Source organism: Kitasatospora sp. Ki12 (assembly GCF_054601375.1).
Genome location: NZ_BAAIHT010000003.1, coordinates 729091 through 755081, shown reverse-complemented (window position 1 = coordinate 755081; position 25991 = coordinate 729091). Strand labels below are relative to the sequence as shown.

General features: G+C 71.6%; 27 protein-coding genes, 3 tRNA genes and 1 pseudogene. 20 read left to right on the top strand and 11 right to left on the bottom strand.

Annotation, left to right across the window (positions count from 1 at the left end):
- Nucleotides 1-30: 30 nt before the first annotated feature.
- Both ACYP53_RS33925 and ACYP53_RS33920 read right to left on the bottom strand, forming a co-directional pair.
- The gene (locus ACYP53_RS33925; protein WP_459650295.1) at nt 31-912 is read right to left on the bottom strand and encodes an ABC transporter permease subunit; all 882 of its coding nucleotides are present in this window, start codon (nt 910-912) and stop codon (nt 31-33) included.
- The gene (locus tag ACYP53_RS33920) at nt 909-1859 is read right to left on the bottom strand and encodes an ABC transporter ATP-binding protein (protein ID WP_459650294.1); all 951 of its coding nucleotides are present in this window, start codon (nt 1857-1859) and stop codon (nt 909-911) included. The genes ACYP53_RS33925 and ACYP53_RS33920 overlap by 4 nt, the downstream gene beginning before the upstream one ends.
- Before the next feature lie 125 nt (nt 1860-1984).
- Here ACYP53_RS33920 and ACYP53_RS33915 point away from each other — a divergent pair, with 125 nt between their 5' ends.
- Complete coding sequence (locus ACYP53_RS33915) at nt 1985-3196, top strand: sensor histidine kinase (protein WP_459650293.1); 1212 nt, start codon at nt 1985-1987, stop codon at nt 3194-3196.
- A pseudogene (locus ACYP53_RS33910) lies at nt 3193-3905 on the top strand (response regulator transcription factor). The gene ACYP53_RS33915 and the pseudogene ACYP53_RS33910 overlap by 4 nt, the downstream one beginning before the upstream one ends.
- 58 nt (nt 3906-3963) lie before the next feature.
- Here ACYP53_RS33910 and ACYP53_RS33905 read toward each other — a convergent pair.
- The 4 genes from ACYP53_RS33905 to ACYP53_RS33890 all read right to left on the bottom strand — a co-directional run bounded on the left by ACYP53_RS33905 (nt 3964) and on the right by ACYP53_RS33890 (nt 7385).
- Nucleotides 3964-4803 carry an SAM-dependent methyltransferase gene (locus ACYP53_RS33905; RefSeq protein ID WP_459650292.1) on the bottom strand — a complete coding sequence of 280 codons (840 nt, stop codon included), beginning with the start codon at nt 4801-4803 and terminating at the stop codon, nt 3964-3966.
- A gap of 122 nt (nt 4804-4925) precedes the next feature.
- Nucleotides 4926-5675, bottom strand: coding sequence for a hypothetical protein (locus tag ACYP53_RS33900; protein WP_459650291.1), 750 nt, complete (start codon nt 5673-5675; stop codon nt 4926-4928).
- 334 nt (nt 5676-6009) lie between these two features.
- A complete protein-coding gene (locus ACYP53_RS33895) occupies nt 6010-7041 on the bottom strand; it encodes a DUF1648 domain-containing protein (protein WP_459650290.1) in 1032 nt (343 codons plus the stop codon).
- Nucleotides 7038-7385: a GntR family transcriptional regulator gene (locus tag ACYP53_RS33890; protein ID WP_189926337.1), complete on the bottom strand. Its 348-nt coding sequence runs from the start codon at nt 7383-7385 to the stop codon at nt 7038-7040. Before ACYP53_RS33890 ends, ACYP53_RS33895 begins: the two co-directional genes overlap by 4 nt.
- Before the next feature lie 196 nt (nt 7386-7581).
- Here ACYP53_RS33890 and ACYP53_RS33885 point away from each other — a divergent pair, with 196 nt between their 5' ends.
- From ACYP53_RS33885 to ACYP53_RS33875, 3 genes are all read left to right on the top strand, one after another.
- Nucleotides 7582-8160, top strand: a complete 579-nt coding sequence (locus ACYP53_RS33885) for a universal stress protein (protein ID WP_459650289.1) — start codon at nt 7582-7584, stop codon at nt 8158-8160.
- 6 nt (nt 8161-8166) lie between these two features.
- Nucleotides 8167-8580, top strand: a complete 414-nt coding sequence (locus tag ACYP53_RS33880) for a hypothetical protein (RefSeq protein ID WP_459650288.1) — start codon at nt 8167-8169, stop codon at nt 8578-8580.
- Nucleotides 8581-8880: 300 nt separating this feature from the next.
- Nucleotides 8881-9507 (top strand): GNAT family N-acetyltransferase, encoded by a 627-nt coding sequence (locus tag ACYP53_RS33875; RefSeq protein WP_459650287.1) that lies wholly within the window; start codon nt 8881-8883, stop codon nt 9505-9507.
- Nucleotides 9508-9668: 161 nt separating this feature from the next.
- Here ACYP53_RS33875 and ACYP53_RS33870 read toward each other — a convergent pair whose 3' ends face one another.
- Nucleotides 9669-10691, bottom strand: coding sequence for a S1C family serine protease (locus tag ACYP53_RS33870; RefSeq protein WP_459650286.1), 1023 nt, complete (start codon nt 10689-10691; stop codon nt 9669-9671).
- Nucleotides 10692-10863: 172 nt separating this feature from the next.
- Between ACYP53_RS33870 and ACYP53_RS33865 the strand changes: the two genes are divergently transcribed.
- From ACYP53_RS33865 to ACYP53_RS33845, 5 genes are all read left to right on the top strand, one after another.
- The gene (locus ACYP53_RS33865; protein WP_459650285.1) at nt 10864-11922 is read left to right on the top strand and encodes a Clp protease N-terminal domain-containing protein; all 1059 of its coding nucleotides are present in this window, start codon (nt 10864-10866) and stop codon (nt 11920-11922) included.
- Nucleotides 11923-12074: 152 nt separating this feature from the next.
- Complete coding sequence (gene lanL / locus ACYP53_RS33860; protein ID WP_459650284.1) at nt 12075-14840, top strand: class IV lanthionine synthetase LanL; 2766 nt, start codon at nt 12075-12077, stop codon at nt 14838-14840.
- Nucleotides 14837-14959: an ALQxL family class IV lanthipeptide gene (locus ACYP53_RS33855; protein ID WP_459650283.1), complete on the top strand. Its 123-nt coding sequence runs from the start codon at nt 14837-14839 to the stop codon at nt 14957-14959. Before lanL ends, ACYP53_RS33855 begins: the two co-directional genes overlap by 4 nt.
- A 54-nt stretch (nt 14960-15013) precedes the next feature.
- A complete protein-coding gene (locus tag ACYP53_RS33850; protein WP_373313806.1) occupies nt 15014-15133 on the top strand; it encodes an ALQxL family class IV lanthipeptide in 120 nt (39 codons plus the stop codon).
- 206 nt (nt 15134-15339) lie between these two features.
- Nucleotides 15340-16329 carry a right-handed parallel beta-helix repeat-containing protein gene (locus ACYP53_RS33845; RefSeq protein WP_459650282.1) on the top strand — a complete coding sequence of 330 codons (990 nt, stop codon included), beginning with the start codon at nt 15340-15342 and terminating at the stop codon, nt 16327-16329.
- A gap of 20 nt (nt 16330-16349) precedes the next feature.
- On the opposite strand, the gene ACYP53_RS33840 is transcribed toward ACYP53_RS33845, so the two are convergent.
- On the bottom strand, nt 16350-16604 hold the full coding sequence (locus ACYP53_RS33840) for an oxidoreductase C-terminal domain-containing protein (protein WP_459650281.1): 255 nt from the start codon (nt 16602-16604) through the stop codon (nt 16350-16352).
- A gap of 58 nt (nt 16605-16662) precedes the next feature.
- Between ACYP53_RS33840 and ACYP53_RS33835 the strand changes: the two genes are divergently transcribed.
- Both ACYP53_RS33835 and ACYP53_RS33830 read left to right on the top strand, forming a co-directional pair.
- Nucleotides 16663-18216 (top strand): recombinase family protein, encoded by a 1554-nt coding sequence (locus ACYP53_RS33835; protein ID WP_459650280.1) that lies wholly within the window; start codon nt 16663-16665, stop codon nt 18214-18216.
- A gap of 313 nt (nt 18217-18529) precedes the next feature.
- Nucleotides 18530-18600 (top strand) — tRNA-His (locus tag ACYP53_RS33830).
- Between the two features lie 206 nt (nt 18601-18806).
- On the opposite strand, the gene ACYP53_RS33825 is transcribed toward ACYP53_RS33830, so the two are convergent.
- On the bottom strand, nt 18807-19520 hold the full coding sequence (locus tag ACYP53_RS33825) for a hypothetical protein (RefSeq protein WP_459650279.1): 714 nt from the start codon (nt 19518-19520) through the stop codon (nt 18807-18809).
- Between the two features lie 615 nt (nt 19521-20135).
- Between ACYP53_RS33825 and ACYP53_RS33820 the strand changes: the two genes are divergently transcribed.
- The 3 genes from ACYP53_RS33820 to ACYP53_RS33810 all read left to right on the top strand — a co-directional run bounded on the left by ACYP53_RS33820 (nt 20136) and on the right by ACYP53_RS33810 (nt 20685).
- Nucleotides 20136-20209, top strand: a tRNA-Ile gene (locus ACYP53_RS33820).
- Between the two features lie 38 nt (nt 20210-20247).
- Nucleotides 20248-20319 (top strand) — tRNA-Pro (locus tag ACYP53_RS33815).
- 6 nt (nt 20320-20325) lie between these two features.
- Nucleotides 20326-20685 (top strand): hypothetical protein, encoded by a 360-nt coding sequence (locus tag ACYP53_RS33810; RefSeq protein WP_459650278.1) that lies wholly within the window; start codon nt 20326-20328, stop codon nt 20683-20685.
- On the opposite strand, the gene ACYP53_RS33805 is transcribed toward ACYP53_RS33810, so the two are convergent.
- Nucleotides 20663-20932, bottom strand: a complete 270-nt coding sequence (locus ACYP53_RS33805; protein WP_459650277.1) for a response regulator — start codon at nt 20930-20932, stop codon at nt 20663-20665. The two genes, ACYP53_RS33810 and ACYP53_RS33805, sit on opposite strands and share 23 nt — an antisense overlap.
- A gap of 41 nt (nt 20933-20973) precedes the next feature.
- Between ACYP53_RS33805 and ACYP53_RS33800 the strand changes: the two genes are divergently transcribed.
- The 3 genes from ACYP53_RS33800 to ACYP53_RS33790 all read left to right on the top strand — a co-directional run bounded on the left by ACYP53_RS33800 (nt 20974) and on the right by ACYP53_RS33790 (nt 23270).
- Nucleotides 20974-21279, top strand: coding sequence for an HNH endonuclease (locus ACYP53_RS33800; protein WP_459650276.1), 306 nt, complete (start codon nt 20974-20976; stop codon nt 21277-21279).
- Nucleotides 21280-21282: 3 nt separating this feature from the next.
- Nucleotides 21283-22008 (top strand): spherulation-specific family 4 protein, encoded by a 726-nt coding sequence (locus tag ACYP53_RS33795; protein ID WP_459650275.1) that lies wholly within the window; start codon nt 21283-21285, stop codon nt 22006-22008.
- A gap of 860 nt (nt 22009-22868) precedes the next feature.
- Entirely contained in the window at nt 22869-23270 is a 402-nt protein-coding gene (locus ACYP53_RS33790; RefSeq protein ID WP_459650274.1) for a hypothetical protein, read from the top strand.
- Here ACYP53_RS33790 and ACYP53_RS33785 read toward each other — a convergent pair.
- Nucleotides 23241-23426: a hypothetical protein gene (locus ACYP53_RS33785; protein WP_459650273.1), complete on the bottom strand. Its 186-nt coding sequence runs from the start codon at nt 23424-23426 to the stop codon at nt 23241-23243. The two genes, ACYP53_RS33790 and ACYP53_RS33785, sit on opposite strands and share 30 nt — an antisense overlap.
- A gap of 342 nt (nt 23427-23768) precedes the next feature.
- Between ACYP53_RS33785 and ACYP53_RS33780 the strand changes: the two genes are divergently transcribed.
- Nucleotides 23769-24233, top strand: coding sequence for a phage terminase small subunit (locus ACYP53_RS33780; RefSeq protein WP_459650272.1), 465 nt, complete (start codon nt 23769-23771; stop codon nt 24231-24233).
- 79 nt (nt 24234-24312) lie between these two features.
- The gene (locus ACYP53_RS33775; protein ID WP_459650271.1) at nt 24313-25980 is read left to right on the top strand and encodes a terminase; all 1668 of its coding nucleotides are present in this window, start codon (nt 24313-24315) and stop codon (nt 25978-25980) included.
- Nucleotides 25981-25991 lie beyond the last annotated feature (11 nt).

The following is a 25991-nucleotide window of genomic DNA, read 5'->3' as shown; positions in this document are numbered from 1 at the left end:
CCCGCCGGGCGTGTCGGCTGCCACCGGCCCTCAGTGGTCCCGGCGGTGGATGACCAGCGTCGCGACCGCCACCGAGCCGAGGGCCCAGGCCGCGAAGGTGATCCAGGAGCCGGTGACGGTCGCCGGGTACTCGGTCGGGCGCATGCCCGCCAGGGTGGTCCGGGCCAGGCGTTGAAAGGCGGGCAGCGGCAGGGCGTGCAGCAGGTCGGCGGTCCAGCGGTAGCGCTCGGTGAGGAGCGACGGGAGGAAGAACAGCACCACGACCGTACCGACGACGGCGCCCGCGCTGTGCCGGATCAGGGTGCCGAGTCCGAGCCCGATCAGCGCGCAGACCGGGCCGAACAGTACGGCCGCCGCGACGTACCGGAAGGCGGCGGGGTCGCTGAGGGACTGGCCGATGCCGACGTCGGACAGGATCGCCTGGGTGAGGCCGAAGGAGACGCCGACGGTGAGCAGGCCGTAGCCGAGCATCGCGGCGGCCAGCACGCAGGCCTTGGCCAGCAGGACGGCCCGGCGGTCCGGCACGGCCGCCAGCGTCGTGCGGATCAGTCCGGTCGCGTACTCGCCGGCGATGACGATGGCGCCGAGGCCGCCGGCGACGAGCAGCAGGATGTCGGCGGCTGCCATGTTGAAGGCGTCGTTGAGCGCCAGCTGTGCCATGACCACCGGATCGCCGTCGCCGGGCGTGTAGTGGTCGCGGGTGTACAGGGCGGACTTGAGGCCGGCGGCGATGACGGCCAGCGCGCTGAGGCCGAGCACCCAGGGGATCGAGCGCAGCGAGCGGAACTTGAGCCACTCGGCGGCGAGCAGGTCGGTGAAGCGGGCGCGGGGTTCGGTGTCGAGGGCACGCGGTCCGGTGCGGCGGACGCGGGAATCGGTGGTTGCGGTCCCGGCGGTCATCAGGGTGTTCATCGGGGCTCTCCGGCGAGGTATTCGACGCTGTCGGCGGTCAGGGTCATGAACGCCTCCTCCAGGGAGGCGCCGCGGGTGGTCAGGGCGTAGAGCAACAGGCCGTTCTCCAGCGCGAGTTCGCCGATCCGGCGGTCGTCCAGGCCGGTGACCGTGAGCGTGTCGTCCGGGCCGGCCCCCGCGAGGGCGGCCTCCGGGCCCGGCCGTACGGTGGCGCCTGCGGCCGTCAGCACGGCGGCCAGCCGGTCGGGTTCGGCGGTCCGCACGGTGACGGTGGCGCGGCCCGCGCGGGCGGCGAACTCGGCCAGGCTCTCGTCGGCGATCAGCCGGCCGCGTCCGATCACGACCAGCCGGTCGGCGGTGTGCTCCATCTCCGCCATCATGTGGCTGGAGACGAACACCGTCCGGCCCTCGGCGGCGAGGCGCCGGAACAGGCCGCGCACCCAGAGCACGCCCTCCGGGTCCAGCCCGTTCAGCGGCTCGTCGAAGAGCAGGACGGGCGGGTCGCCGAGCAGGGCGCCGGCGATGCCGAGCCGCTGCTTCATGCCGAGCGAGTAGCCGCGGATCCGGCGCCCGGCGGCCTCGGCGAGCCCGACCTCCGCCAGTACCTCCTCGACCCGGGCGTCCGGGATCCGGTTGCTGCGGGCCAGCGCCCGCAGATGGGCCCGGGCGCTGCGCCCGCCGTGCACGTCGCCGGCGTCCAGCAGCGCGCCGACGTGGCGCAGGCCGCGGGGCCGGCCGCGGAACGGCCGGCCGTCGACGGTGACGGTGCCGGCGGTGGGGTCGTTGAGGCCGAGGACCATCCGCAGGGTGGTGGACTTGCCCGCGCCGTTGGGGCCGAGGAAGCCGGTGACGGTGCCCGGCCGGACGGTGAAGGTGAGGCGGTCGACGGCGGCCCGGACGGTGGTGCCGCGGCCGTAGTGCTTCGTCAGCTCGTTGACTTCGATCATGGGCACCACTTTGCCGGGGGAGTGGACCGCGGGGCATCGGACCGACGTCGACACCGCAGGTCAGCCCCGGTCGTACAACCACGGTTGGATGACGGCGTCCCGGGCTGTCGTTACGATCTTGAACCATGTTGTCGACCCCTTCCCCGCCGCCGTTCCGGCGCGTCCCGCCCGAGGTGTGGGTCGGTCTCGCCTGGTGCGTGGCCGCCGCCTATCCGGCCGTCCGCCTCGGCGCCGGCGCCGGACAGCACCACGGCGCCGCCGCGCACGGCGGCTGGGCGTTCACCCTGGCCGACACGGTGGTCGCCTTCGCGGGTGCCGCGCTGGTGCGCCGGCTGCCGGTGCTCTCGGTCGTCCTGCTGCTGATCGCCACCTGGACCGAGACCGACGGCTGGGCCGGCGGCACCCAGGTGCCGCCCGGCGCGCTGCTCGCCGTGGACGCCGCGCTCTGCCTGATCACCGCCACCCGGTCGCGCCGCACCTCGCGGGCCGCGTTCGCCGTGGTCATGGGCTTCCTGGTGCTGCACATCGGGCTGGTGCGCGGCGACACCGTCGGCATCTTCACCGGGACCCACATCGGCTCCGCCGACGGCGCCGCGCTGCTCGCGCTGGTCGCCTGGCTGGTCGGCCGCTCGGTGCGGCAGAACCGGGAGCACGCGGAGGCGTTGACCAGCCGGGCGGCCGCAGAGGCGGTCACCGCCGAACGGCTGCGGATCGCCCGCGAGATGCACGACACCGTCGCCCACGGCCTCGGCGTCGTCGCGCTGCAGGCCGGCGCCGCCCGCCGGGTCATCGACCGCCGGCCCGAGCGCGCCAAGGAGGCGCTCGGCGAGATCGAGGCCGCCGGACGGGACACCCTGGCCGCGCTGCGCCGGATGCTGGTCGTGCTGCGCCGGGCCGACGGCGAGGCCTCGGCCACCGTTCCGCAGAGCCTGGCCGACCTCGACCGGCTGGCCGGGGTGACCACGGCGGCCGGGGTGCGGGTGGAGGTCCGCCGGCACGGTGACCCGCGGCCGTTGCCGCCGGAGGTCGACCTCGCGGCCTTCCGGATCATCCAGGAGTCGGTCACCAACGTGGTCCGGCACGCGGCCGCGGCCGCCTGCGTGGTCTCCGTCGACCACCGGACGGCGGGGGAGCTGTCCGTCGAGGTGACCGACCGGGGCCGGGGGTACGGCAGCGAGCCGGGCAGCGGCTTCGGGCTGGCCGGTCTGCGCGAGCGGGTCGCCCTGCTGGACGGCGAGTTCGACGCGGGGCCGCGCGCCGACGGCGGGTTCCGGGTCGCGGCGACGCTGCCGGTGCCCGCACTCGCGGCCTCGGCGACGGGGGAGGCGGGCGCATGATCCGGGTGGTGCTGGTCGACGACCAACCGCTGGTGCGGGCCGCGCTGGAGATGGTCATCACGGAGACCACGGACGTCGAGGTGGTCGGCGAGGCGGGCACCGGGGCCGACGCCGTCCGGCTGGCCGCCGAACTGCGCCCGGACGTCGTGGTGATGGACATCCGGATGCCCGGCATGGACGGCATCGAGGCCACCCGGCTGGTGACCTCCGCCGGCGGGCCGACCAGGGTGCTGGTGCTCACCACCTTCGACGAGGACGAGCACGTCTACGCGGCGCTGCACGCGGGGGCGTCCGGCTTCGTGGTCAAGGACATGGCGCTGGACGACATCCTCGGCGCGGTGCGGGTGGTCGCCGCCGGGGACGCCCTGATCGCACCGAGCGTCACCCGGCGGCTGATCGGCGCCTTCGTCGGCGGCCGGCCGCCGGGGCGCCGGCGGGGGCACTGCCGGGGCTGTCGGGTGGGGCGGCGGCGCCGGGTGCGGCCGCGGCGGCCGAGCGGCGGCTGGACGCGATCACCGGGCGCGAGCGGGAGATCCTCACCCTGGTCGGCCGCGGGCTGTCCAACACCGAGATCGCCGCCGAACTGGTGCTCAGCATCGCCACCGTGAAGACCTACATGACCCGGCTGCTCGCCAAGCTCGACGCCCGGGACCGGGTGCAGCTGGTCATCCTGGCCTACGAGGCGGGCCTGGTCACCGTCCCCGGGTGACCGGGGCCGGGTGGTTGGGGCCCGCCTCGCTGCGGCCGCCTGCGCGGGCGGGAACGGTTCAGCGCTTGATCGCCACGCCCGCGTACATCGCGATGTCCCGGTCACGGACGGGCGCCGCGTCGGCGTCCGGGTGCCAGTGGTGGACCAGCGTGACGCCCGGGTCGAGCAGCTCGTAGCCGTCGAAGAAGGCCTCCGCCTCGGCCTTGTCACGGATCTGCAGCGGGATGCCGCGCGCGTTGTACTCCCGGCCGACACCGCCCACGCCCACCGGGTCGGTGTCGCCGGTGAACACCGTCAGGGCGAGGAAGCTGCCGGGCGCCAGCGCGTCCATGAAGCGGCGCACGATGCCCTGCGGGTCGTCCTCGTCCAGCACGAAGTGGACGATCGCGATGAGCGACAGCGCCACCGGCTGCGAGAGGTCGAGCACTTCGCGCAGCCGGGGGTCGGTGATGATCGACTCCGGGTCGCGGAAGTCGGCGTCCACGTAACAGGTACGGCCCTCGGGCGTGCTGGACATCAGCGCCCGCGCGTGGGTCAGCACGATCGGGTCGTTGTCCACGTACGCGACCCGGGCCCCGGGCACGATCGCCTGGGCGATCTCGTGCACGTTCGGCGAGGTGGGGATGCCGGTGCCGATGTCCAGGAACTGCCGCACGCCGTACCGCTCGGCGAGGTGGCGCACCGAGCGCTGCATGAAGGAGCGGGTGGTGCGCATCGAGATCGGCAGCGACGGCCAGGCCCGCACCGAGGCGTGCGCGGCGGTGCGGTCCGCCTCGAAGTTGGTCTTGCCGCCGATGAGGTAGTCGTAGACCCGGGCGGAGTGCGGGACGTCCATCCGCAGGTCCACCGACGGGTAGTCCTCGTTCGGACCGCGTTCAGCCCGGACCTCGTTCGCCATGCTCGCCCTCCCGTGGGGGATCCGTCACCGGCCGCCCCGGTGGCGGTCCCTGGAGCGCATGGTAACGGGCCCCGGGGAGGGCGTGATGACGGTCCCTCAGGCTGGCTCCTCGGGTGGGCTCCTCAGGCCTGCGCCTCCGGCTGCACCGGCTCCGCCAGGGCGCCGCCCGGCTGCCGGGGTACGGCGGCCTGGTCGGGGCCGGCCCGGCGGTGCGCGGCGAGTTCGAGCGCGGCGCCGAGCCAGGCCGCACCGAAGGACCACGTCGCCAGCCACTCGCACAGGTAGAGCGGCCGTATCCGCCAGTCGGCGCCGATGCCCGTCGCCCCGGCCGCGATGGAGAGCGCGAGGGCGACCAGGATCAGCACCCCGGCCGCCAGGTAGGCCGCGCCGACCCGGGCCGGCTGGGTCGAGCGCGGATTGCGGAAGGAGTAGAGGCAGAACAGCGCCAGCATGACGAACAGCAGGCTCGCGAAGACCAGGTGAAACACCCCGATGGTGCGCTGCAGGCCGGACGCCCCCTCCGGGGACGCGGGGCACAGCGCGACCCCGACCGCGAAGAACCCGGCCGCCGTGCTCCAGCGGTCGTCCCGGCGGTCGAAGCGGTAGCAGACCAGGAACACCCCGAGCGCGCACAGGGCGCCCACGAAGACGTTCCGGGTGCCGGTGTAGTACGAGGCGCTCATCGAACCGGGCCAGAAGCCGTCCGTGCTGCGCCCCAGCAGCTCGGCGGCCAGCCAGTTGCCGAACGGCAGGACGACCGGGAGCAGGATGCCGATCAGCCCGACGCCGAGGCGCAGGAACGTGACCGTCCGTCCGTCCTGGACGCCCCGCCGGACGTCCGGTGGGTTCTGCGCGCGTGAGTCGTGAGTCACGGACGCCTCCTTGCATGCGGTGCGGGCGCGCCGGCGCCCGCGGACTTCTCGGGCCGCGAGGGACAGGAGGGGGCGGTGTCGACGGGATCCGCCCCACCTGAGCGGCCATCAACTGGTGTACCCGCATTGGCGTTCGAAGCACCACTGAATCGAGTGGTTTGCGCTCCCGGGCCGCCGCCCGGCATCCCCCCGGTGACCAGCGGCGATGACCTGATCCCCTCCGACCGGCGGTCTGTCCCGGTGGCCCGGGAAGTCTCCGGCCGCCCGGCGCGGCCGGTCTACGACGGCCGGTCTACGACGGCCGGTCTACGACGGCCGGTCTACGACGGCCGGTCTACGACGGCTGGTCCGCCGCCCGGCCCGTCGGCCGACCGCCGCGTGCGATCACCGCGTTGAGCAGGGCCGCCCCGCGCTCGGCGTCGTCGACGCTGACCGCGAAGTCGGTGCCGCGGCGGGTGCGGACCACCAGGCACTCGCCGCCGCGCAGCATCACCGTGGTGCCGAGCCGGTTGACCCGGTAGCCCCAGCCGCCCGCCTGGGCGGCGGTGCGCACCTCGGCGCGGGCCGAGACGAGCTCCTCGGGGGACCAGCGGCGGGCGGGGCGGCCGAACGGGCCGAAGCCGACGGTCAGGCCCCGGGCGGTCACCCGGGCCTGCACCGAGGAGCAGACGAGGACGGCCAGGGCGGGGAGCGCGAAGGACAGCGCGACCGACCAGTCCAGTCCGGTCAGGCCGCTCGCCGCCACCAGCACACCGGCCACCGCCACCAGGCCGAGCACGGCGGCGAGCAGTTGCAGCCACGGGTTGACGGCCCGCGAGAGCCAGACGAAACGTTCCCCCTCCGGCACGTCCAGCGCCGGGGTGCCGGCCGTCGGGTGCTCCTCGGGCCGGCCGTCGGCCGCCCGGCCCGTGCCCCGGCCCGCCAGCCAGGCCAGCGCCCCGGCGACGGCCGTGGCCGCCAGCACCAGGACCACCTCGACGCCCATCGGCGCGGCGTCCTGCCACCGGGCGCGGTCCAGGTTGGCGTGCACGACGGCGGTCTGCGCCCCCGTCAGCAGCACCCCGCCGGAGGCCAGTGCCGCCGCCCCGCAACCGGGCGCCTGCTCGGCGCAGTACCGCTGCAGCAGCGCGGCGACCGCCACCAGGACCAGCCAGACCAGCGCCGGGAACAGCGCCGCCCAGGTCAGCGACATCGAGCCGTCCGGGTCCCGGCCGCCCCAGTGGGTGGCCAGCGGGTCCGGCAGCCGGTGGCGCGCCGCCAGCGGCAGCGCGATCAGCAGCGCCAGGACCCCGAGCGACCAGGCCGCCGCGCCCCACCGGGCTCCCCGGCCCGCCGGGCGTCCCTTCCCGCGTGCTTCCTCCGTCACGACATCCCCCTGATCATGTCCACGAGATCATTCCTGCTGTAGCCGGCCCTGGCCGCGTCGGCGACCAACTGCCGTACCCGTTCGGTGAGTTCGGATCGGGTGTCGGCGCCCGTCGCGATCGTGATGCCCCGGCCCCGGCGGAACTCCAGCACCCCCTCGTCGCGCAGCGTCCGCAGCCCGCGCAGCACGGTGTTGGCGTTCACCCCCAGCGCCCGGGACAGCTCCCGGGCCGGCGGCAGCTTGTCCCCGGGGGCGCACTCGCCCTCGGCGACGGCCCGTCTGATCGCCCCGGCGACCTGCTCGTGCAGCGGTCGGGTGTCCCCGACGTCCAGCTTCAGCAACATGGTGCTACTGACGATAGCACCATTCATGTCTCCTGCCAGGTGTGCCCGGGTCCGACGGGCGCCCGGGGCGGGTTCCCGTATGGAGTGCGTCGGGATCGCCGCCCGGCGCGTCAGGGAGGCGTCAAGGAGTGGAGGTGGGCGGCCCGGGCGGCGGTTGGGTGGGAGACGTCGGGACACCACGGAGCGAGGACGGACCATGCACGGCAGCGAGCGGCACGAGAACGGCGCGGCACCCCAGGTGGTGGCACCCCGGGTGGTGGTCGGGGTCAGCGGGTCGCTGGGAAGCCTGGCGGCGCTGCACCGGGGGGTGACCGAGGCGCGGGAACGGGGCGCGGAGCTGCTGCCCGTCCTGGCCTGGGAGCCGCCCGGCGGGGAGCTCGGCTACCGGCGCTCGCCCTGCCCGCCGCTGCTCGCCGCCGTCCGGGAGAAGGCCGAGCAGCGCCTGCACGCGGCCCTCGACGCGGCCTTCGGCGGCGCCGACCCCGGCGTGCCGCTGCGCCCGGTGGTCATCCGCGGCGAGACCGGCCCGGCGCTGGTCCACGTCGCCGACCGCCCGGGCGACCTGCTGGTCCTCGGCCGGAGCGGCGGCCCGCTGCGCCGCCGGCTGCGGCGCCCGGTGTCCGGCTACTGCGCGCGGCGGGCCGGCTGCCCGGTGCTGACCGTCCCGGTGCCCGCGCTCCTCGGCGAGCTGCACGAACTGGAGGCGCTGCACCGCCGTGCCCGCTGGCACCTGCCGGTCCGGCCGCTGTCCGAACTCCTCCCGGCGAAGGGGTAGTCGGCGGTGCGGATGTACGCGGCCCGCCCGGGCGCCACCCGGTACCACCCCGTTCGCAAACGGCCGACGGCCGGCACCTCGGCCACGGTGGCCCTGCTCGCGGGCGGCGCGACGGCGCTCGGCCTCGGCGCGCTCGGCGAACTGCACGCCGGCCCGCTCGCCCTGACCGCCTACGCGGCGCTCTGCGCCCTGGTCGGCGGCCGCTCCCGGCCGGGCGCCGCACCGCTGGTCGGCCTGGCCGCCTGGCTCTGCTGCAACGCCTTCGCCGAGCACCGGCACGCCGAACTCGGCTGGTCCGGCCCCTGGCCGGAGGCCGCCCACTACGCGGTGTTCACCGCCGCCGCCCTGCTGGCCGCCCTGCCCACCGCCCTGCCGCGCCGCACCATCCGCGTCTCCCTCCTACACCCCGACCCTCGCTGAGGCCCCCCGAGCGGCCCGCCGCCGGCCACCACGCCGACGGTGGGCCCCACCGAACCCCCTGGCTCCGGCCGGTACTCCGGAGCCACGGCGAACCGGTGGAATCGGGTGACGGACCGCGCGGAGCGGCCACGGGTTCGGACAACGGGGGCCACCCGGAACCACCGGCCCCCACCGCGACCCGCCCCGCGCGGTCCGCCATCCGGCTGCGTGAAGGTGGCGGTCACGGCCGCGCCGACGGACTCACCCGCCACCCCGCCACCCCGCCGTCGCGCCGGATGTGAGGAGCGACAGGATGCGCGCATGCGGACAACCGGAACGCCCAGGACGGCGACCCTCGGTGACGCGGCGTCGATCAGCCGCTCGCTGGCCCCCGCCTTCGACGACGACCCGATGATGTGCTGGTTCTTCCCCGACGAGGCCTCGCGTCGGGCCTTGCTGGGCAGGTACTTCGCCACCCTCTTCACCCGCCAGTACGTCCACGCCGCCGTGTGCGAGCGCACCGCGAACGCGGCCGCCTTCTGGGTGCCGCCGGAGGCCCGGGCCAAGGCCGTCCCGGACGCCGCGACCGTACGGGAGCTGACCGAGCTCCTGGGCGACCGCGCCGAGCTGTTCGGCCGCACCGTCGAGGAGGTCGGCCGGCACGCCGCGCGGGAGCCGCACTGGTACCTGGCGCTGATCGGTGCCGACCCCGCCGCGCAGGGCCAGGGGCAGGGTGCCGCGCTGCTGCGCTCCGGGCTGGCCCAGGCCGACGCCGCCGGACTGCCCGTCCACCTGGAGTCCTCGAAGGCCGCCAACCTCGGCCTGTACGAGCACTTCGGCTTCACCGTGCGCGAGGAGCTGACGCTCCCGGACGGCGGCCCGACGCTGTGGGCGATGCGGCGCGAGCCGCACCCAGTCCGGGCGAGCCGGATGGACGGTAACGGCTAGGCCCTCTCTTTCGGATCTTGCCGGGCGCACGACGCCGGGCATCCCGCCTGGACGCACCGGCGAATCATCCAAGTACGACCCAGTACGAGGACGATCCGCCGGCACGCCCAGCCGGGCGCTCAACGCCGCGCGCTGATCCGACAAGATCCGAAAGAGAGGGCCTAGTCGTCCGAGCGGAGTTCGGCCGGGACGGCGATGACGTCGACCAGGGCCTGGCCGCGCAGCACCGTGAGGGACAGCGGGCGGCCGATCGCGTCGGCCAGCATCAGGTGCTGCAGGGAGCGGGCGCTGCTCATCGGTTCTCCGGCGGCGGTGAGCAGCAGGTCGCCCTCGTGCAGGCCGGCGCGGTCGGCGGGGGCGCCGGGGACCACCTCGACGATCCGCAGGCCGGTGGGCTGCCCGGTGCGCTCGCGCAGGGCAGGCGGTAGCGGGGCGGGCAGTCCGGCGAGGCCCAGGTAGGCGCGGCGGATGCGGCCGTCGGTGAGCAGGGTGGCGATGATCTGCCGGCTGGTGGCGTCGATCGGGACGGCCAGGCCGAGCCCGTTCCCGGCCACCGCCGTGGTGATGCCGACGACCTCGCCGCTCGCGGTGGTCAGCGCGCCGCCGGAGTTGCCGGGGTTGAGGGCCGCGTCGGTCTGGATGACGTTGTCGATGACGCGCACGGCGCTGCCGGAGTGGGCGGGGAGCGAGCGGCCGAGGGCGCTGACCACGCCCGCCGTGACCGTGCCGGCCAGCCCGAGCGGGTTGCCGACGGCGACGACCAGCTGCCCGACCCGCAGGGCGGTGGCCTCGCCGAGCCGCACCGGGGTGGGGGTCGGGCCGTCGGCGCGCAGCACGGCCAGGTCGGAGAGCGGGTCCGCGCCGATGGTATGGAAGGGGGAGGTGGTGCCGTCGGCGAAGGCCAGCGTCCCGGCGTCGGCGTGGCCGACGACGTGGGCGTTGGTGAGCAGGAAGCCGTCCTCGGTGAAGACCACCGCCGAGCCGAGCGCGGTGCTGAACCAGCCGCCCCGCCCGCGCTGGGGCACCTGGAGCGCGGCGACGCGCGGGGTCACGGTGGCGGACACGGTCGTGACGATCCGCGAGTAGGCGTCAAGCGCGTCGGCTGCCGTGTCCGCGGCCCCGTCCACGGGGTCGAAGGTGTCGTCGTCCGGGGCGTGTTCGGGCCCGGGGAGGGTGTCGGCCACGGTGCTCACCCCTTTCGCCGGCGCGGGTTCTCCCGGTGCCAACAACGGTCGGGCGCCGAAGCTTCCGCCGCTGGCCGCTGGCCGCTGACGCCGTCTTGACGGACGGGTGACTATAAAGAAATGGCAAAGCAGGCACATTGCATGAGTAAAGCCACCGAAGTGGGAGGGTCTGATGGAGACCACGCTGGACGCGGACTGGCGCACGCTCGGCACCACGGGCGGCGGTCGGCTCGGGACGGAGCACCTGCTGGCCGCGGTGGTGGGCTCGACCGGCCCGGCCGGTGCGGCCCTCGCCGCCGCCGGGGCCACCGAGAGCCAGCTGCGCGCCCTGCTGCGCGACCGCGACCGCGACCGCGACCACGGCCGTGAGGGCGACCGCGACGGCGACCGCGACGGCGAGGCTGACTGCAACGGCGACGGCGGCTACGGTGCGGGCTGGGACGCGGACGACGAGGCCGACGCCGGTGTGCCCGCCCGGGAGGTGCTCGGCTCGACCAGGGCCCCGGACCTCGTGCTGACCGGCGCCTCCGCCCGCGCGCTGTCCGCCGCGGTGGCGGAGGTCCGGCGCGACGGCGGGCACCGGCTCACCGCGGAGCACGTCCTGCGCGCGCTGCTCGCCGAGGACCGCACCCGGGCCGCCGAACTGCTGCGCGCGGCGGGCGTCGCACCGCAGGCCGTGCGGGAGCGTCTGGACGGCCCGCCCGCCGTGCTGGACCCGCTGCTGATTCCCACCCGGGACGCGCTGCTCGGCCGCCGTTCGCGCCGACTCCCGCGCTGGAGGCGGGTGTTGACGCCGGGTGCGGCCGGACCTGCGGCCCCGGCAGCGGACTGGATCCGGTGGGAGACGGACCAGCAGGCCCAGCGCCTCGGCCGCCGTACGCCCGGCACCGAGCACGTCCTGCTCGCCGTGCTGGCCGTGCACGAGGTGCTGGCCCACCGGCCGCAGCCGGACGTGGACGACACCGGCGGTGAACTCCTGGCCTGGCTCGGCCTCGACTACGTCCGGGTGCACGGGGCCCTCTCGGCCGGGACGGTGGCGCTGCCGGCGGACCCGCGCTCCGTCGAGGCCTACCTGGCCGGCGCGGCCCCCGGCCCGCTGGTGCGGGTGCTGCTCGACGAGCCCACCCGTGCCCGGCGGCTGGTCGAGGCCCTGCGCGCGGAGCAGGACGCTCCGGGAGAGGCGGGGGAGGCAGGAGAAGCAGGACAGACAGGGGAGGCAGGAGAGGGCTGAGGCGTACCACGCCGCGAGCGTGAACATGGGGGCTCGCGGAGCGGAAGATACGTGCTCGTCCCCCATGAACCCCCGGTTCGGCGGCGGCAAGATCGGCGCTGCGGTCGGACGCCGGCCGGCTCCAGCAGTGTCCGGAGAACGGGGGAAGAGCGATGGCGCACGGGTATACGACGGGCCGGGACTCGGCGGATCCGTACGCCGGGTTCTTTCCCGACCTGATCGAGGCGGTGCTCCGCAGGCAGGGCGTGCGGGACTGGTCCGTCACCCCGGAGGACTTCTGGTGCCGCGTCCGCCCGGGCAACGCCGACCCGGTCCGGCGGCAGGGCTGGAAGCTGCACGTGTCGGCGACCCCGCTCTCCGCCCCGATGGTGCTGACCCGGGCCGCCGAGGTGCTCGTCGCCGCCCGGGCCCCGTTCAAGTGCGCCGGTACGCCCGGCCGCCTGGCGGAGCTGGTCTCGGCCCGCCACGACCGGGGAGGCGGCGGAAAGTTCATCACCGTCTACCCGGACGACGACGACCACTTCCGGCGGCTGGCCGAGGAGTTGCACCGGGCCACCGCGTACCTGCCGGGGCCGGGCATCCTCTCCGACCGTGCGTACCGGCCGGGCAGTCTGGTGCACTACCGCTACGGCGCCTTCCGGGGCTTCCCCCGGCTCACCAACGACGGCTCGCCCGAGCCGATGCTGCGGACACCCGACGGGGGCTTCGTCCGGGACCGGCGGCAGGCCGGATTCAGCCCGCCGCCCTGGGCCGTCTCCCCGCTGCCGCCGCCCGAGGACCCCCCGCCCGCCCCCGGGACGAGCGTCCTGCTGAACGGCCGCTACGTCGTGCACAAGGCCGTCCGGCACGCGTACAAGGGCGGCGTCTTCCTCGGCACCGACCGGCGGACCGGGCAGGAGGTCGTCATCAAGGAGGCCCGCCGGCACGTCGGGGCCACCCTGGAGGGCTCCGACGCGGGCGACCGGCTCGGCCACGAGGCGGAGATGCACGCGCTGCTCGCGCCGCTCGGCCTGTGTCCGCAGGTCGTGGGCGTCTTCGGCCAGGGCGGCAACCGGTACCTCGCCGAGGAGCGCATCGCCGGGCAGACGCTGCGCACCTGGATGTCCGAGCGGCTCCGCCCCGACCGGGCGTCGGTGCTGGACCTGGCCGGGCAGCTGGTGACCGTCGTCGGGGCCGTCCACGGACTCGGCCTGGTCCTGCGGGACCTCAACCCCAACAATCTGATGGTCACTCCGGACGGCGAGGTCCGCCTGATCGACCTCGAAGCCCTCGCCCGCCCCGGCGACCACGTCCTGCGGCTCCACACCCCGGGCTACGGCGCCCCCGAGGTGGTCGACGGCGCCCCGATCGGCCCGGCCCCCGACCTGACGTCCGACCTCTACAGCCTCGGTGCCGTGCTGTTCCACCTGCTGACCGGCACCGACCCCGTGCTCGCCCCGGACCGCGGGACGGTGCGCGGCCGTCACGACCGCCTCGCCGTCCTGCTGGCCGCCGCCCTCGCCGACCGCCCCGAGCTCACCGCCTTCCAGCCGCTCGTGCTGGCGCTCATGGCGGAGGACCGCGACGACCGGTGGAGCCTGCGCACGGTCCGCGAGGCGCTGACCGGGCTCCACGTGGACGTACCCTCCGCCGGCGCCGGGAGCGCCTGGGACGGCGGGAGTGCCCGGGACGGCGGGAGCACCTGGGAAAGCGGGGCCGTCCTCGACAACCCGGCCGTCCTCGACGGCCCGACCGCGGAGCGGCTGCTCTCCGACGGGCTGACCCACCTGATGGACACCATGACCCCGCAGGACCCGGTACGGCTCTGGCCCGCCGACGCCTCCGGCGAGCGGACCGATCCGCTGAACGTGCAGCACGGCGCGGCCGGCGTCCTGTCCGTCCTCACCGCGGCCGCCGCACACCGGACGGACCCGCGGTTGCGCGCCACGGTCGCCGAGGCCGCGGCGTGGATCGCCGCCCGGGCCGAGGTCGGCGGACAGCAGCTGCCCGGGCTGTACTTCGGGCGCTCCGGCACCGCCTGGGCACTGCTGGACGCCGCCCGGCTGCTCGACGACGACGGCCTCGCCGGGCACGCGGCCCGCCTCGCCCGCGAGGTGCCGGTGCGCTGGCCCAACCCCGACGTGTGCCACGGCGTGGCCGGCGCCGGTCTGACCCAGCTCCACTTCTGGCGGGCCACCGGCGAGGAGGGGTTCCGGCAGCGCGCGGTGACCGCCGCCGAACACCTGCTGACCGTCGCCGCGAAGGGCCGGTCCGGCGTGGTGTGGCCCGTCCCGGCCGACTTCGACTCCGAGCTCGCCGGCATCACCCATCTCGGCTTCGCCCACGGCGTCGCCGGTGTCGGCACCTTCCTGCTGCTCGCCGGGCTCGCCGCGGAGCGGGAGGACCTCGTCCACGCCGCCCGGGCGGCCGCCGAGACCCTGCTCGCCACCGTACGCGTCCGGGACGGCGGCGCGGGCTGGCCCGTCGAGGACAAGGCGGCCGACACCCCCGTCCACGCGCCCCACTGGTGCAGCGGCGCCTCCGGCATCGGCACCTTCCTGATCCGCCTCTGGCAGGCCACCGGCGATCCCCGCTACCGCGAGAGCGCCGAACAGGCCGGGACCGAGGTGTACCGGTGGCGCTGGCGGAGCTCGCCCACGGCCTGCCACGGCCTCGCGGGCAACGCCGAGTACCTGCTCGACCTCGCCGAGGCCCTGGACGACCCCGCCCACCGGCGCCGCGCCGAGGAACTCCTCGCCTGCGCCCACGCACGTCACGTCGCCCACGACGGACTGCTCCTGATCCCCGACGACACCCTGACCGGGGTGGGCGTCGGTTACAACACCGGACTCGGCGGGTCGCTCGGCCTGCTGGTCCGGCTCCGCCACGGCGGGCCGCGCCTGTGGCTGCCCGCCCCCGACCCGACCGGAAGGAGGTGACCACCGTGACCGAGGACGTCAACGCCCTGCAGCTGCTGGACAGCGAGGAGCAGACCACCACGGACTACGGGTGCTACCCGTTCAGCCTGTGCGACTGGTGGAGCATCGGCGACGTGTAGCGGGTCCGACCCGACCGAACGTACGTGCAGCAGACCCGACCGAAAGGACATGCCATGACCGACGACGTCAACGCCCTGCAGCTGCTGGACAGCGAGGAGCAGGCCGCCACGGGCTACATCTGTTTCCCGTTCAGCATCTTCGTGTGCGGTAACTGGAGCGTCGACGACATGTAAGCCCGACCGACGCCCCACGACGGCGCGGGTGGCCGAGATCCGCTTCGGCGACCCGCGCCGATCGTGAAGGCGTCGGCCGACCGTCGGCGCTCGCGACCCTTCGACCGGCACCTGGCGCTCTTGACGCTCCGGAATGGTCCAGTCCACTGTGATCGAGGGCATGTTCCTGCCACTCTCGACCACGCCTCGACCAAGGAGCGCCGTCCGTGAGCCTGAAGTCCCTGAGTCTGAAGCTTCCTCTCGTCCTCGCCTCCGTCCTCGCCCTCGGAGCCGCCCCCGCTGCCACGGCGGCCCCGGTCCCGGCCCCGACCGGGACCGTCGTCAAGGTCAGCACCGCCAAGCAGCTCCAGGCGGCGCTCGCGGCCGCCGCGCCCGGCCAGACCATCCAGCTCGCCGACGGCACCTACTCCGGCAGCTTCAAGGCCACCGTGCCCGGCACCGCCGCCGCCCGGATCACCCTCACCGGCTCGTCGAAGGCCGTGCTCACCACCCCGACCGGCGGCGGCTACGGCCTCCACCTGAACGGCGCGAGCTACTGGACGGTCCGGGGCCTGACCGTGACCGGTGCGCAGAAGGGCATCATGGCGGACGCCGCGGACTACGTGGTGCTGGAAGACGTGACGGTCCACCACACCACCATGGAGGGCGTGCACTTCCGCAACTCCAGCGCCCACGGCACACTGCGCGGCTCCCGCATCCACGACACCGGCCTGAACCGGGACGGCCTCGGCGAGGGCGTCTACGTCGGCACCGCCAACACCCTCTCCGACCGCAGCGACTACGTGCAGATCGTCGACAACACCTTCGGCCCGAACATCGGCGCGGAGAACGTCGACCTCAAGGAGGGCACCACCGGCGGCCTGGTCTCCGGCAACTCCTTCGACGGCGACGGCCTCACCGGCCGCAACTACGACGACTCCTGGGTCGACGTGAAGGGCAACGGCTACGTCATCGAGAACAACACCGGCAAGCGCACCACCGACGACGGCTTCCAGACCCACAGCGTCCAGCCGGGCTGGGGCTGCGGCACGGTCTTCCGGGGCAACCGGGCCGACCTCACCGGCGCCACCGGGGCGGACCGGTACGCGATCGACGTGACCGACTACGACGCCGGGACGTGCAAGGTGACGATCGGCGCGGGCAACACCGTCACCGGGGGCCGGGGTCTGGTGAACCCCGGCGTCCCGGTGGGCTGAGCACGAGACCTGTCGGAGCGCTACAGCTCGCCGAGCGGTACGCCCGGGTCGGCCAGCGCCTTGGTGTCCACCACCCGCTTCGAGCGCACCAGTTCGCGGATCGGGTCGGTGACGTCCCAGACGTTGACGTTCATCCCCGCGAGCACCCGGCCGCCGGAGAGCCAGAACGCGATGAACTCCCGGTCGGCCGGGTCGCCGCGGAACACCACCCGGTCGTAGCCGTCCGGCTCGACGTAGCCGACGAACTCGGCGCCGAGGTCGTACTGGTCAGTCACGTGGACACCTAGGTATACCCGTTGACGTGCAGCTTCGCCCGGTAGGAGACTCGCCCTCATGCATCGCACAGGCCCGACACCCGAGATGGAAGAGGTCGACCTCTACCTGCGCAAGTCCAAGAAGGTCCGCACGGAGGACCCGCGTGACCTCCTCTCCGTGCAGACCCAGGAGGAGCTAGGACGCGCGTGGGCGGCGAAGCACGGCAAGCGGGTTCGGGAAGTATGGGTGGACAACCTGTCCGCGTGGTCGGACGTGAAACGCCCCGAGTTCGACAAGGCCGTGTCCGCGGTGCTGGCGGGTGAGGTCCCGATCTTGTGGTGCGCGTTCCTCGATCGATTCACGCGCAAGGGTGCAGACGAGATTGTGCCGATCCTTGGCAAGGCTCGCGTGATCTTCGATTACGAGGGGTTGGACAGCTCAATCGAGCGTGACCGGCGATGGATCATTGACCGAGCCGAGCAGGCACGCGAGTTCTCGCAGCGCTTGAGCTTCAACCTACGGTCGACCAAGGCCACGCAGCGCAACGCCGGGAAGTGGCTCGGTAGGCTGCCGTACGGCTTTGAGTTGGACGGACCGGACACGCGGAAGCTCAAGAACAGCGCGGACACGTGGCGCTACGTAGAACACATCTTTGAGTCCGTCGCTCTGGGCGTGCCGGCCCGCATGCAGGGGCGCGCGCTCAACTCCGGGCCGTCCCCGATCCTGTCGCCCGGCGGCGGGGAGTGGCAAGCGTCCACCATCTCCAAAATGATCTGGCACCCGGTGTATGAGGGATGGCAGGTGTCCGTAGCGCAGGGAGCCGTCACGGGTGAGGATGCCGTGTACCGGCACCCGGTGACGGGGGAGCGGATATCCGTCCTCGCCCCGGGCGCGGTACCAATTCCGCCGGAGATCGTCAGGAAGGCCCGCGCAGCACTACAGGGACACCTTCGGTACGAGGAACAGGCGCCCAGCAACAAGTACCATCTGCTGACCGATCTGGCCCGCTGCCGGGGTTGCAGGGGCGCTGCAAGCGGCGGGAAGAACCATGCATGCGGAAGACATGCGTCTGGGAAATCGTGCCCAGCCCCAGCGAGCATCATGCGCCTACCGCTGGAGGCGGTCGTGACGCAGGCATGGTTCAACCGCATGAACTCCGGAGACATTTCGGATCCGCTGCTGTGGATTGCGGCGGAGCGCTACGTAGGCCTGGTGGATCCGGTCACAACAGAAGAGTTGTCCGAGGCTCTGGCGGCACAGAAGGTCGCTGAGGCACGCGTACAGCGCATCGCCGAACAGCAGGCGGCCGGCATGTACGACCCGCCGTTTGACGCGCATCTTCCCCGCCTCCAGAGCGAGGCTCGTGCGGCCCTTCAGGCAGCTATGGAGCGGGTCAACGCGGCGGCTCCACCTAAGCTGGACATCGGATGGCTTCTGGACCACGAGCAGACCATAGAGGCGTGGGAGGCGGCAGATCTCAAACTCCGACGGGAACTGTTGAGACTGGCGATTCGTCGCGTGGTCGTGTCCCGAGGAAGGCGAGGCGTCAACAGACTGACTCCGGATCGCGTAGAGATCCATTGGCTGGACCAGCCTGATCCATGGGCCCTGGCGGACCCAGACCCGTCGTAGCCGCTTCCTCCTCCGGGGCCCGACCGGGGTCCAAAGTGCCGTACTAACCCCTTATTTCTAGTCTCTCTAACACGTGTTAAGAGTAAAAGGGGAAGGGCGCTATTTTCGGCACTTTGGACCCGCCCAACCCCCCCGAATCCGGACCCACGAGCCAGCGCAAACACGCGCACAGTAACTCTGGTGCGGGAGGGAAGAGGCCTGCGACGTCGGCGACTGGCGCGGCGTCCGCTCTCCCTCCCGCGAGGCCGGCGGCGCTCCTGGCGCTCCCCGCTCTCTCCTCCGGGTCGAGTCCGGTAGAGCGCGCCGGCCCGCACCTTTCGTAGCTCAGTGGCAGAGCGGCGGGCCGTGGCCCCGCTTACCCCGGTTCGACTTCGGGCGGAGGGACGAGCCGGAGCGTGCACGGAGACGGAAGCGGGCCCCACGGGTTGCGCACGGAGAGGGGGCGACCTGGCGACTGGCCCCGTAAGCTCAATGGTCTCCGTCTGTCGAGCGGAGGGGGCGCTGGCGCGGGTGCCAGGCATCAGCTCGTGTTCATCGACCGGGTGACCGCCACACTCATCCACCTGCGCGACGAGTTGCCGTACTCTCGACTAGAAGCGCAGGAACCACCACCGGCGCCGAGGTGATCGTTCTTCGGCAGCAGGAATCCAGCTGCGGTCCAAAACGTTCTTATCTGAACCTCCGATTAGCAGCGCAACATGCTTCCTTACGGGATCCAATCGCATTTCAAAAATCACCCGAATGGCGGCCTTGTATCTTGCGGTCAGTTCCCTTAGGTCATCTCCAAGTTGAGCCGAATGGTATTCTGGCAGTGAGCTTGCGTAACTCAGGACAATTTCCTGGGAGCTTTCCAGAAGGTTGCCCAAACCCTTTGCCGAGTCGGCCTTCAGTCCCTTCAGGGAAGTAGTGAAAAGTTCATAAGCGTCAGGACGATGGCCATATAGACCGACATAGGCAGATTCGATATCCTCGGCGCGCTGTTGACTAGAGATTTCATAGCCAAGAGCCTCCAGTCCCCGCCACAAGTGATCGCGACATCGAAGCACATTTTGCCGTTCCTCCAAGAGTTCGCTGCTTTCAACCAGCAATGGACCCGCACTATCGGCGAGGGATACCGAAAAGTCGGCCCACCTTTCGAGCTTGGCAAGGGCCTGTGCAGCTGCAGTCCGAACCTTATCGGCCTGCTCAAGCCGACGTAGCGCTCGATCCTTGCTCCAGGCGTAAGTCAATGTGGCAGCAGCCACGAGAACCGATGCGGCGGTTACCAGGTTTGCCACTTCAATGGTAGGGTTGAATTTCAACATTGCACCCATTGGGCTATTGGCACATGTGCGTATTAGCTGACTTTATGGGGTCTTAGCTGGCAGGTCAAAGCGTACAGTATCCCGCCCTCGGCATGAGATGTCCCAAACATACCGGTCGCTCACGCATATCCTTTGAAGCCGCCACGCAACAGCCGACACTCGCACTCGGTTGGGTGAATCGCTGACCCGGATCCTGCGGGGCGGCTGACTCCCAACCTATTTGAGGCTGGACATCTCGCTGGCAGATGCAATGCAGAGTGACCTTAACTGGATCGCCATACCTTCTCGCCAAGGTGTCCCAGTAATTTATCTAATGCGGTGGCAATATGGGCTGCAGTCTATTCAAGTGTGTTTGCCCGTTCCGCAGGAGTCAGGCCGTCTTTCCGGCGACGAGCACGCGATCACGGATGGTGGCGCGTGGATGTTCTTCCACGATCGCTTGAGCTTGGCGTCCGTGCAGCAGAGCTCTGATTAGTCTGCTCCATCGGACCGACCGGGGCATACCGCGCCGCACCCACCGTGGCGCTTATTTCACGAGGTGGGCCGGTCGACGAGCCGGCGAGAATCGGCGCGCACCCGCGCCCACGGCTGGTCGGTCCGGTCGGCGGGTGGCTATGGCGTGTAGCTCAGTTGGTTAGAGCACCGGCCCGATAAGCCGGGAGTCGGAGGTTCGATTCCTCCCACGTCAACGGAGTTCACGGCGGGCTCAGGCCCGGTCCGTGGACAACTGGTCGTAGCTCAGCGGCAGAGCGCCCGCTTTGGGAGCGGGAGGGCGGGGGTTCGATGCCCTCCGACCAGACCCATCATGACGACGCCCCTGGAGGCACCCATGCCACGCGGCACCATCAACGTCACCTCGTCCGACCGAGCCGGCACTGTTCTGCCCGCTGCGACGGCCGGCGACCCGACGAACGGACACACTGTCGCGAACGACGGTCGAACGCTCCTGATCGTGGAGAACACCGGCAGCACCGTTGCCCGGACCCTCACGCTGCAGATGTCCAAGAGCGTGGACGGCCTGCCGCTGACCGGCTCGCGCACTGTCTCCGTGGCGACCGGTGCGACTCGTCTGCTCGGTCCGTACCCGACCGCGGACTACGGCCCGGCGCTCCTGGTCGACGTCGACAACGCGGAGCTGAAGATCAGGGCCGTTCGTTCGGCGTGACGCCGAGCGGGACGATGCTGAACGTCACCTCCACCCACCGCTGAAGGCCCTGCCCGCCGTGGTGCTGGCTCTCCAGCTTGTAGCCGGCCGCGACAATCCGGGACAGCGCGGCCGACAGCTTCCGGCCGTCGTCGCCGGGGATGAGATGGATGCGGCGGATGTAGATCGCTTGGCCGGTCTTGAACGCCTTCGCGGCCTGCGTGTCCACGGCGGACGACGTCTTCCGCTTTCTACCGAAGATCCCCATGCGCGCGAGCGTACTCGACACCGCGGAGGGGAGGCAGCGCCTTGGCCTGGACAACGAGCGACCGGCGAGACCGGCTTCCCGCGGATTGGCAACGGACCCGGCGACGGATCCTCTGCCGTGACGGCGGGCGCTGCACCGCGACGTTCAGCACCGGTCGTCGCTGCTCAGCTCGGGCGACCGACGTCGACCACATCATTCCGGGCGACGACCACACGGACGACAACCTCCGTGCACTGTGCGGTTGGTGTCACGCGAAGAAGTCCGCTCACGAGGGCGGCACGGCAGCCGGCCAACGCGCTGCCCGACAAGCGCGCCCGACGGCGCAGCACCCCGCGCTGGAGGACTGAACGATGGCAATCACCACGATGGCGGCCGGCGTCCCGATGTATGTGCATCCTGGTGTGGACGCCCGGAGTTGGGCCGCACTGGCGACCGCGGATCAGCCGGTGCGCTGGCTCGTGCTGAACCAGGCCGACGGACCGGGTGCGACGGAGGACGCCGTTCTCTACAACGCCGCCCGCGCCGTGAAGGCGGGCGGACAGACCAAGGTCTGTGGGTACATCAATCTGGACTACGGCGCGCGCGACGACTTCTTCAACGTTCAGGACGCGACCACGTGGGCGGGTCGCGGCATTGACTGCGCGTTCCTGGACCGGGTGGCGTCGACTGAGGCGAGCGTCCAGGCGACGGCGCTATCCGTGCTGCGGATCCGAAACGCTGGGATTCGGTACGTCGTGCTGAACTTCGGCGTACTTCCGCACCCCACGGCGCTGGATATCGGCGACGTGGCCGTGACGTTTGAGGGCGACATGGTCACCTACCGGGGGCTGACGGTGCCCGGGTGGGTAGCCGAGTACGACCCGGAGAGGCTGGCTCACCTCGTCTACGAGGCCAGCCAGGCAGAGGCCCGGGAGGCTATCGCCCTGGCCCGTCAGCGCGGCGTGCACAACGTCTTCGCCACGGACCGGACGTTCGCGTCCGGCAACCCGTGGGCGGGCGTGCCGACGTTCTGGGCTGACGAGGCGCAGGCACTGAAGAGCTACCCCAACCGGCCGGCCCCCGGGCGTGCGACGTGAGCCAGGGCGCCCGGGTGGAGATCGTAGAGCCCGACCACGAGGGCGGCGCCCTAATGCCAACCCTGGTCAGGGTCAACGGTGTTGATGTCGGTCTGATGGCCAGGCCGCCCCAGGTGAGGGCGGGCGGGGACGAGCAGCCGGCCACGGTGACGCTGACGCTGCTGCCTCGTGAGGTGGTGATCAAGGGCGAGCCCAAGGGGGCTCGGTCGGGGGCGACTCCACGACAGCCCTTCGGCTTCGAGTTGCCATCCCGAAGTGAGCCCAGAGGGTTGACTCCGTGAAGCCTGTGCTGTAGATGCCAACTACGCAGTTGAGGCAGAGAGTTGACAGCATGTCGCGTGTGGTGTATTGCCCCCTAGTGATCAAGCTGGAGGCATGTCGGCCAGGGGTGTGCTAGGCACCCCAGGGGGGTATCCCCTCCGAGCGGCCTTGAGAACCGTAAGAGTGCTGGAGTTCGCGCTCTGTACGGGTCTGGGGAAAGTCGGCCGGGGAGGGGCATGGCCGCCCCGCAGGCGGACGAACGACGGGGTGTCGGTCTGGCGGAGACCCCCGATCGGCAGGCGGGCGCATGGGGCTTCGAGTGTCACGGATGATGATCATCCGAACCTGTATCCGCAGGTGAGAGGCTTGAAAGTGTGACCGCGCCCCCGTATCATGAACGCATGACCCGGACCTGTGAGCACTGTCGCGGACCGCTCGCCATCATGGCGCGGCGCCACGCGCGGACGTGCTCACCGCGATGCCGGAAGGCGCTGTCCCGGGCGAACGCCCGCGCCGCACAGACGCTCCCCGATGAGCTGACGACCCGCGCCAGGTGGGTCCGCCATAGCTCCGCGAAGGTCCCGCTGACGCTGGCCGGCATGGTCGCGAGCAGCACTGACCCCGCAACGTGGAGCACGTACGCCGGGGCCGTCGCTTCGATGGCTGGCGTTGGGGTCGGCTTCGTGCTGAGCGATGCCGACGACATCGCGTGCATCGACCTGGACCACTGCGTCCGCCCGGACGGCTCGCTGGAGCCGTGGGCAGCAACCATCGTGAAGGACGCGGGTACTACCTACGTAGAGGTGTCCCCGTCCGGCACTGGGCTGCACATCTGGGGCTATGCGGACGTCCGCCACGGACGCCGTATCCGACGCCCGGACGGCACGGCCGTGGAGGTCTACGGCGCTGGCCGCTACATCACCGTGACGGGCCGCCGGCATGGCGACAGCCCGTCCTCACTCGGTGACGTCTCAGTGCTCGTCGCCAGGCTGCTGAACTAGCTGCTTCGGCCGCCGGAGACTGCGGATGGCCTCCGGGATCACGCCGAAGGACTCGATTGCACGCGCGATCCTCTTGAAGAACGCGGGCGCACCGGCCAGCGCCAGCGTGACGATCGTGGCGGCTCCGGCAAGGTCGGTGGAGGAGATGCTTCCCACTGGTCTTCCAACTTCCCTTTAGGGGTGGTCAGACCGGGAATGGGCATACTCGGTCTGACCACTCGATGAGTGATCAAAACCGAGAGCGCCCCCGATGTCTGTCGCGTGGTCTGTTGCACAGGCCACCGACAGAGCTGCGTCTCTCTGGCGAAGAACTACGTGAGCCAGGGCGAACCCGGGCTCGGGCCAGGAAAAATTGGACATTTTGATTCGCTTGACCGCCCATCGGATTCAACGGTCCAGCGCTTCGCCGACTTAGCGGCGAAGAAAATTTTCGTCCACCATACATGACGGACCGCCAGTTGGAAAGCCCGACTGCTTCGTACCTGAGGAGGTAGGCCCATGGCCGGTCGTGGACCCGCCCCGAAGGACCCGGCCAGGCGCCGCCGGCGGAACGCCGAGTCGGCCCCGCTCGTGACCCTGGAGCCGGACGACGAACTCCGCGGCCCGGAGCTGCCGGAGGGCGTGCTCGGGGAAGACGACGGGGCGTCGGTCGACTGGCACCCCATGACGAAGCTGTGGTGGGAGTCGTGGAGAGCATCGGCGCAGGCGCAGACCTTCACCGCGACGGACTGGCTCTTCCTGATCGACACGGCCTTGATGCATCACACGATGTGGGCGAAGGGACGTTGGGAGTTCGCCTCTGAAGTCCGCCTGCGTGCAGCCAAGTTCGGTGCGACGCCGGAAGACCGGATGCGGCTGAAGATCCAGGTCGAGACGCCCGGGGCGGCCCGTACAGCGACGACCCCAACGACCCCGGCCGGCGTGACGGACATCGCCTCCCGCCGATCCCGCCTGACAGCCTAGGAGACCCGTGCCGCGCGCAGTCGTGCGCGCCCCCGGTCACGATCGCAGCGCCTCCCTCGGGTGGTTGGCGCTTGCGTGGATGGAGTTTTTCGTTCGTCACGGCCCTGGCGACGTCCAGGGCGAGCCCGTTCGCCACGGCGACGAGTACAGCGGATTCGTAGCGGACTGCTACGCCGTTGACGGCGCAGGCAGGTTGCTGTACGACTCCGCTTTCTTCTCCCGCCCGAAGGGCTGCGACAAGAGCGGGTTGGGCGCTCGCATCGGCCTCTTCGAAGCCTTCGGCCCCGCCCGCTTTCTGGACTGGGCGGAGGGCGGAGAAGTCTACGAAGACCCTTGGGGGCTGGGCTTCCGCTACGTCTACGAGGCCGGCGAGCCTATGGGGCAGCCGGTCAGAGTGCCTTACCTCCGCATCATGGCGACGGAGGAAGGCCAGACGGGCAACGTCTTTGACACGATCCACTTCAACCTGACCGACGAGGCGTCGCCCCTCAGTCAGATTCCCGGCGTTGACGTCGGGATCACCCGCATAATCCTCCCGGACGGCGGAGAGATCATGCCGTCTACCGCCTCCTCCAGTTCGAAAGATGGCGGTAAAGAGACATGGGTCTGCTTTGACGAGACTCATCTCTACAACACGCCGGAGCTTCGGCGGATGTACTCGACCGTCACGCGAAATCTGCGGAAGCGGAAGAAGGGTGCTCAGACGTGGTATCTCGAAACCACGACCATGTTCGCTCCCGGGCAGGACTCGGTTGCTGAGCGCACCTACGAAGAGGCGGAGGCAATCCGTGAAGGGCGGAAGAAGCGCGGTCGGTCCCGGCTGCTCTACGACCACCGATACGGCGAGTGCAAGAACCTGCGGGACGAGGACGCCCTCCGGGCCGCTCTCATCGACGCCTATGGCGACGCGATGGACTGGATCGACCTTGACTCCCTCGTTGACGACTTCTACGACACCCGCAACGACAGCGCGGACGGTCGCCGGTACTTCCTGAACTCCCGCACCGTCGCGTCCGATGCGTGGATGGACCCCGACGCGTGGGCTGCCTGCCGGAAGGCGGAATGCCTGCTGCCCGGCGACCTGATCACGCTGGGATTCGACGGGAGCATTCGAGACGATGCGACGGCCCTCGTGGCGTGCCGCGTCTGGGACGGACACCTCCAGGTGCTGGGCGTCTGGGAACGTCCGGAAGGCCCGGAGGGCGACGGCTGGCAGGTACCCCGGGACAAGGTCGACGCAGCGGTGCGCCGTGCGTTCGAGCGATACGAGGTGTGCGGGTTTTACGCGGATCCGCCGCATTGGCAGGACTACGTGGACACCTGGACCCGTGACCACGGCGACGACCTCCGTGTGCGTGCCACGCAGGCCCGCCCGCTGGAGTGGTGGACCAACAGGCCAACGGCCATGGAGCAGGCACTCAACCGGTTCCGGGAGGCGGTGGAGGACTGCACTCTGTCGTTCGCCGCGCTGCTCAGCACGCACGAAGCGTCTGAAGAAACGGTCCCCCAAGATGGCGACGATGCAGAAACGTTCCGCCGTGGAGCAACGCTGAACCGTCATGTCCTCAACGCGCGCCGCAGGCTGATGGGCCGTAACGCGGTAGGCATCGGGAAAGAGCATGCGAAGTCGCCGAAAAAGATCGACTCCGCGATGGCAGCAGTGCTGTCCTACGAATGCCGGGCTGACGCCGTCGCGCTCGGCGTGACGAAGCGGAAGAAGCGCACCGGCCGGCTGGTCGCATTCTAGAAAGGGGGCCG

Coding starts and splice junctions, on each gene's coding strand:
- ACYP53_RS33885 (WP_459650289.1), top strand. CDS start 7,582: ATGCACGGCAGCGAGCGGCACGAGAACGGCGCGGCACCCCAGGTGGTG.
- ACYP53_RS33920 (WP_459650294.1), bottom strand. CDS start 1,859: ATGATCGAAGTCAACGAGCTGACGAAGCACTACGGCCGCGGCACCACC.
- ACYP53_RS33905 (WP_459650292.1), bottom strand. CDS start 4,803: ATGGCGAACGAGGTCCGGGCTGAACGCGGTCCGAACGAGGACTACCCG.
- ACYP53_RS33795 (WP_459650275.1), top strand. CDS start 21,283: ATGGCAATCACCACGATGGCGGCCGGCGTCCCGATGTATGTGCATCCT.
- ACYP53_RS33780 (WP_459650272.1), top strand. CDS start 23,769: ATGGCCGGTCGTGGACCCGCCCCGAAGGACCCGGCCAGGCGCCGCCGG.
- ACYP53_RS33835 (WP_459650280.1), top strand. CDS start 16,663: ATGCATCGCACAGGCCCGACACCCGAGATGGAAGAGGTCGACCTCTAC.
- ACYP53_RS33790 (WP_459650274.1), top strand. CDS start 22,869: ATGGTCGCGAGCAGCACTGACCCCGCAACGTGGAGCACGTACGCCGGG.
- ACYP53_RS33915 (WP_459650293.1), top strand. CDS start 1,985: ATGTTGTCGACCCCTTCCCCGCCGCCGTTCCGGCGCGTCCCGCCCGAG.
- ACYP53_RS33875 (WP_459650287.1), top strand. CDS start 8,881: ATGCGGACAACCGGAACGCCCAGGACGGCGACCCTCGGTGACGCGGCG.
- ACYP53_RS33890 (WP_189926337.1), bottom strand. CDS start 7,385: ATGTTGCTGAAGCTGGACGTCGGGGACACCCGACCGCTGCACGAGCAG.
- ACYP53_RS33865 (WP_459650285.1), top strand. CDS start 10,864: ATGGAGACCACGCTGGACGCGGACTGGCGCACGCTCGGCACCACGGGC.
- ACYP53_RS33805 (WP_459650277.1), bottom strand. CDS start 20,932: ATGGGGATCTTCGGTAGAAAGCGGAAGACGTCGTCCGCCGTGGACACG.
- ACYP53_RS33825 (WP_459650279.1), bottom strand. CDS start 19,520: ATGTTGAAATTCAACCCTACCATTGAAGTGGCAAACCTGGTAACCGCC.
- ACYP53_RS33810 (WP_459650278.1), top strand. CDS start 20,326: ATGACGACGCCCCTGGAGGCACCCATGCCACGCGGCACCATCAACGTC.
- ACYP53_RS33925 (WP_459650295.1), bottom strand. CDS start 912: ATGAACACCCTGATGACCGCCGGGACCGCAACCACCGATTCCCGCGTC.
- ACYP53_RS33850 (WP_373313806.1), top strand. CDS start 15,014: ATGACCGACGACGTCAACGCCCTGCAGCTGCTGGACAGCGAGGAGCAG.
- ACYP53_RS33775 (WP_459650271.1), top strand. CDS start 24,313: ATGGAGTTTTTCGTTCGTCACGGCCCTGGCGACGTCCAGGGCGAGCCC.
- lanL (WP_459650284.1), top strand. CDS start 12,075: ATGGCGCACGGGTATACGACGGGCCGGGACTCGGCGGATCCGTACGCC.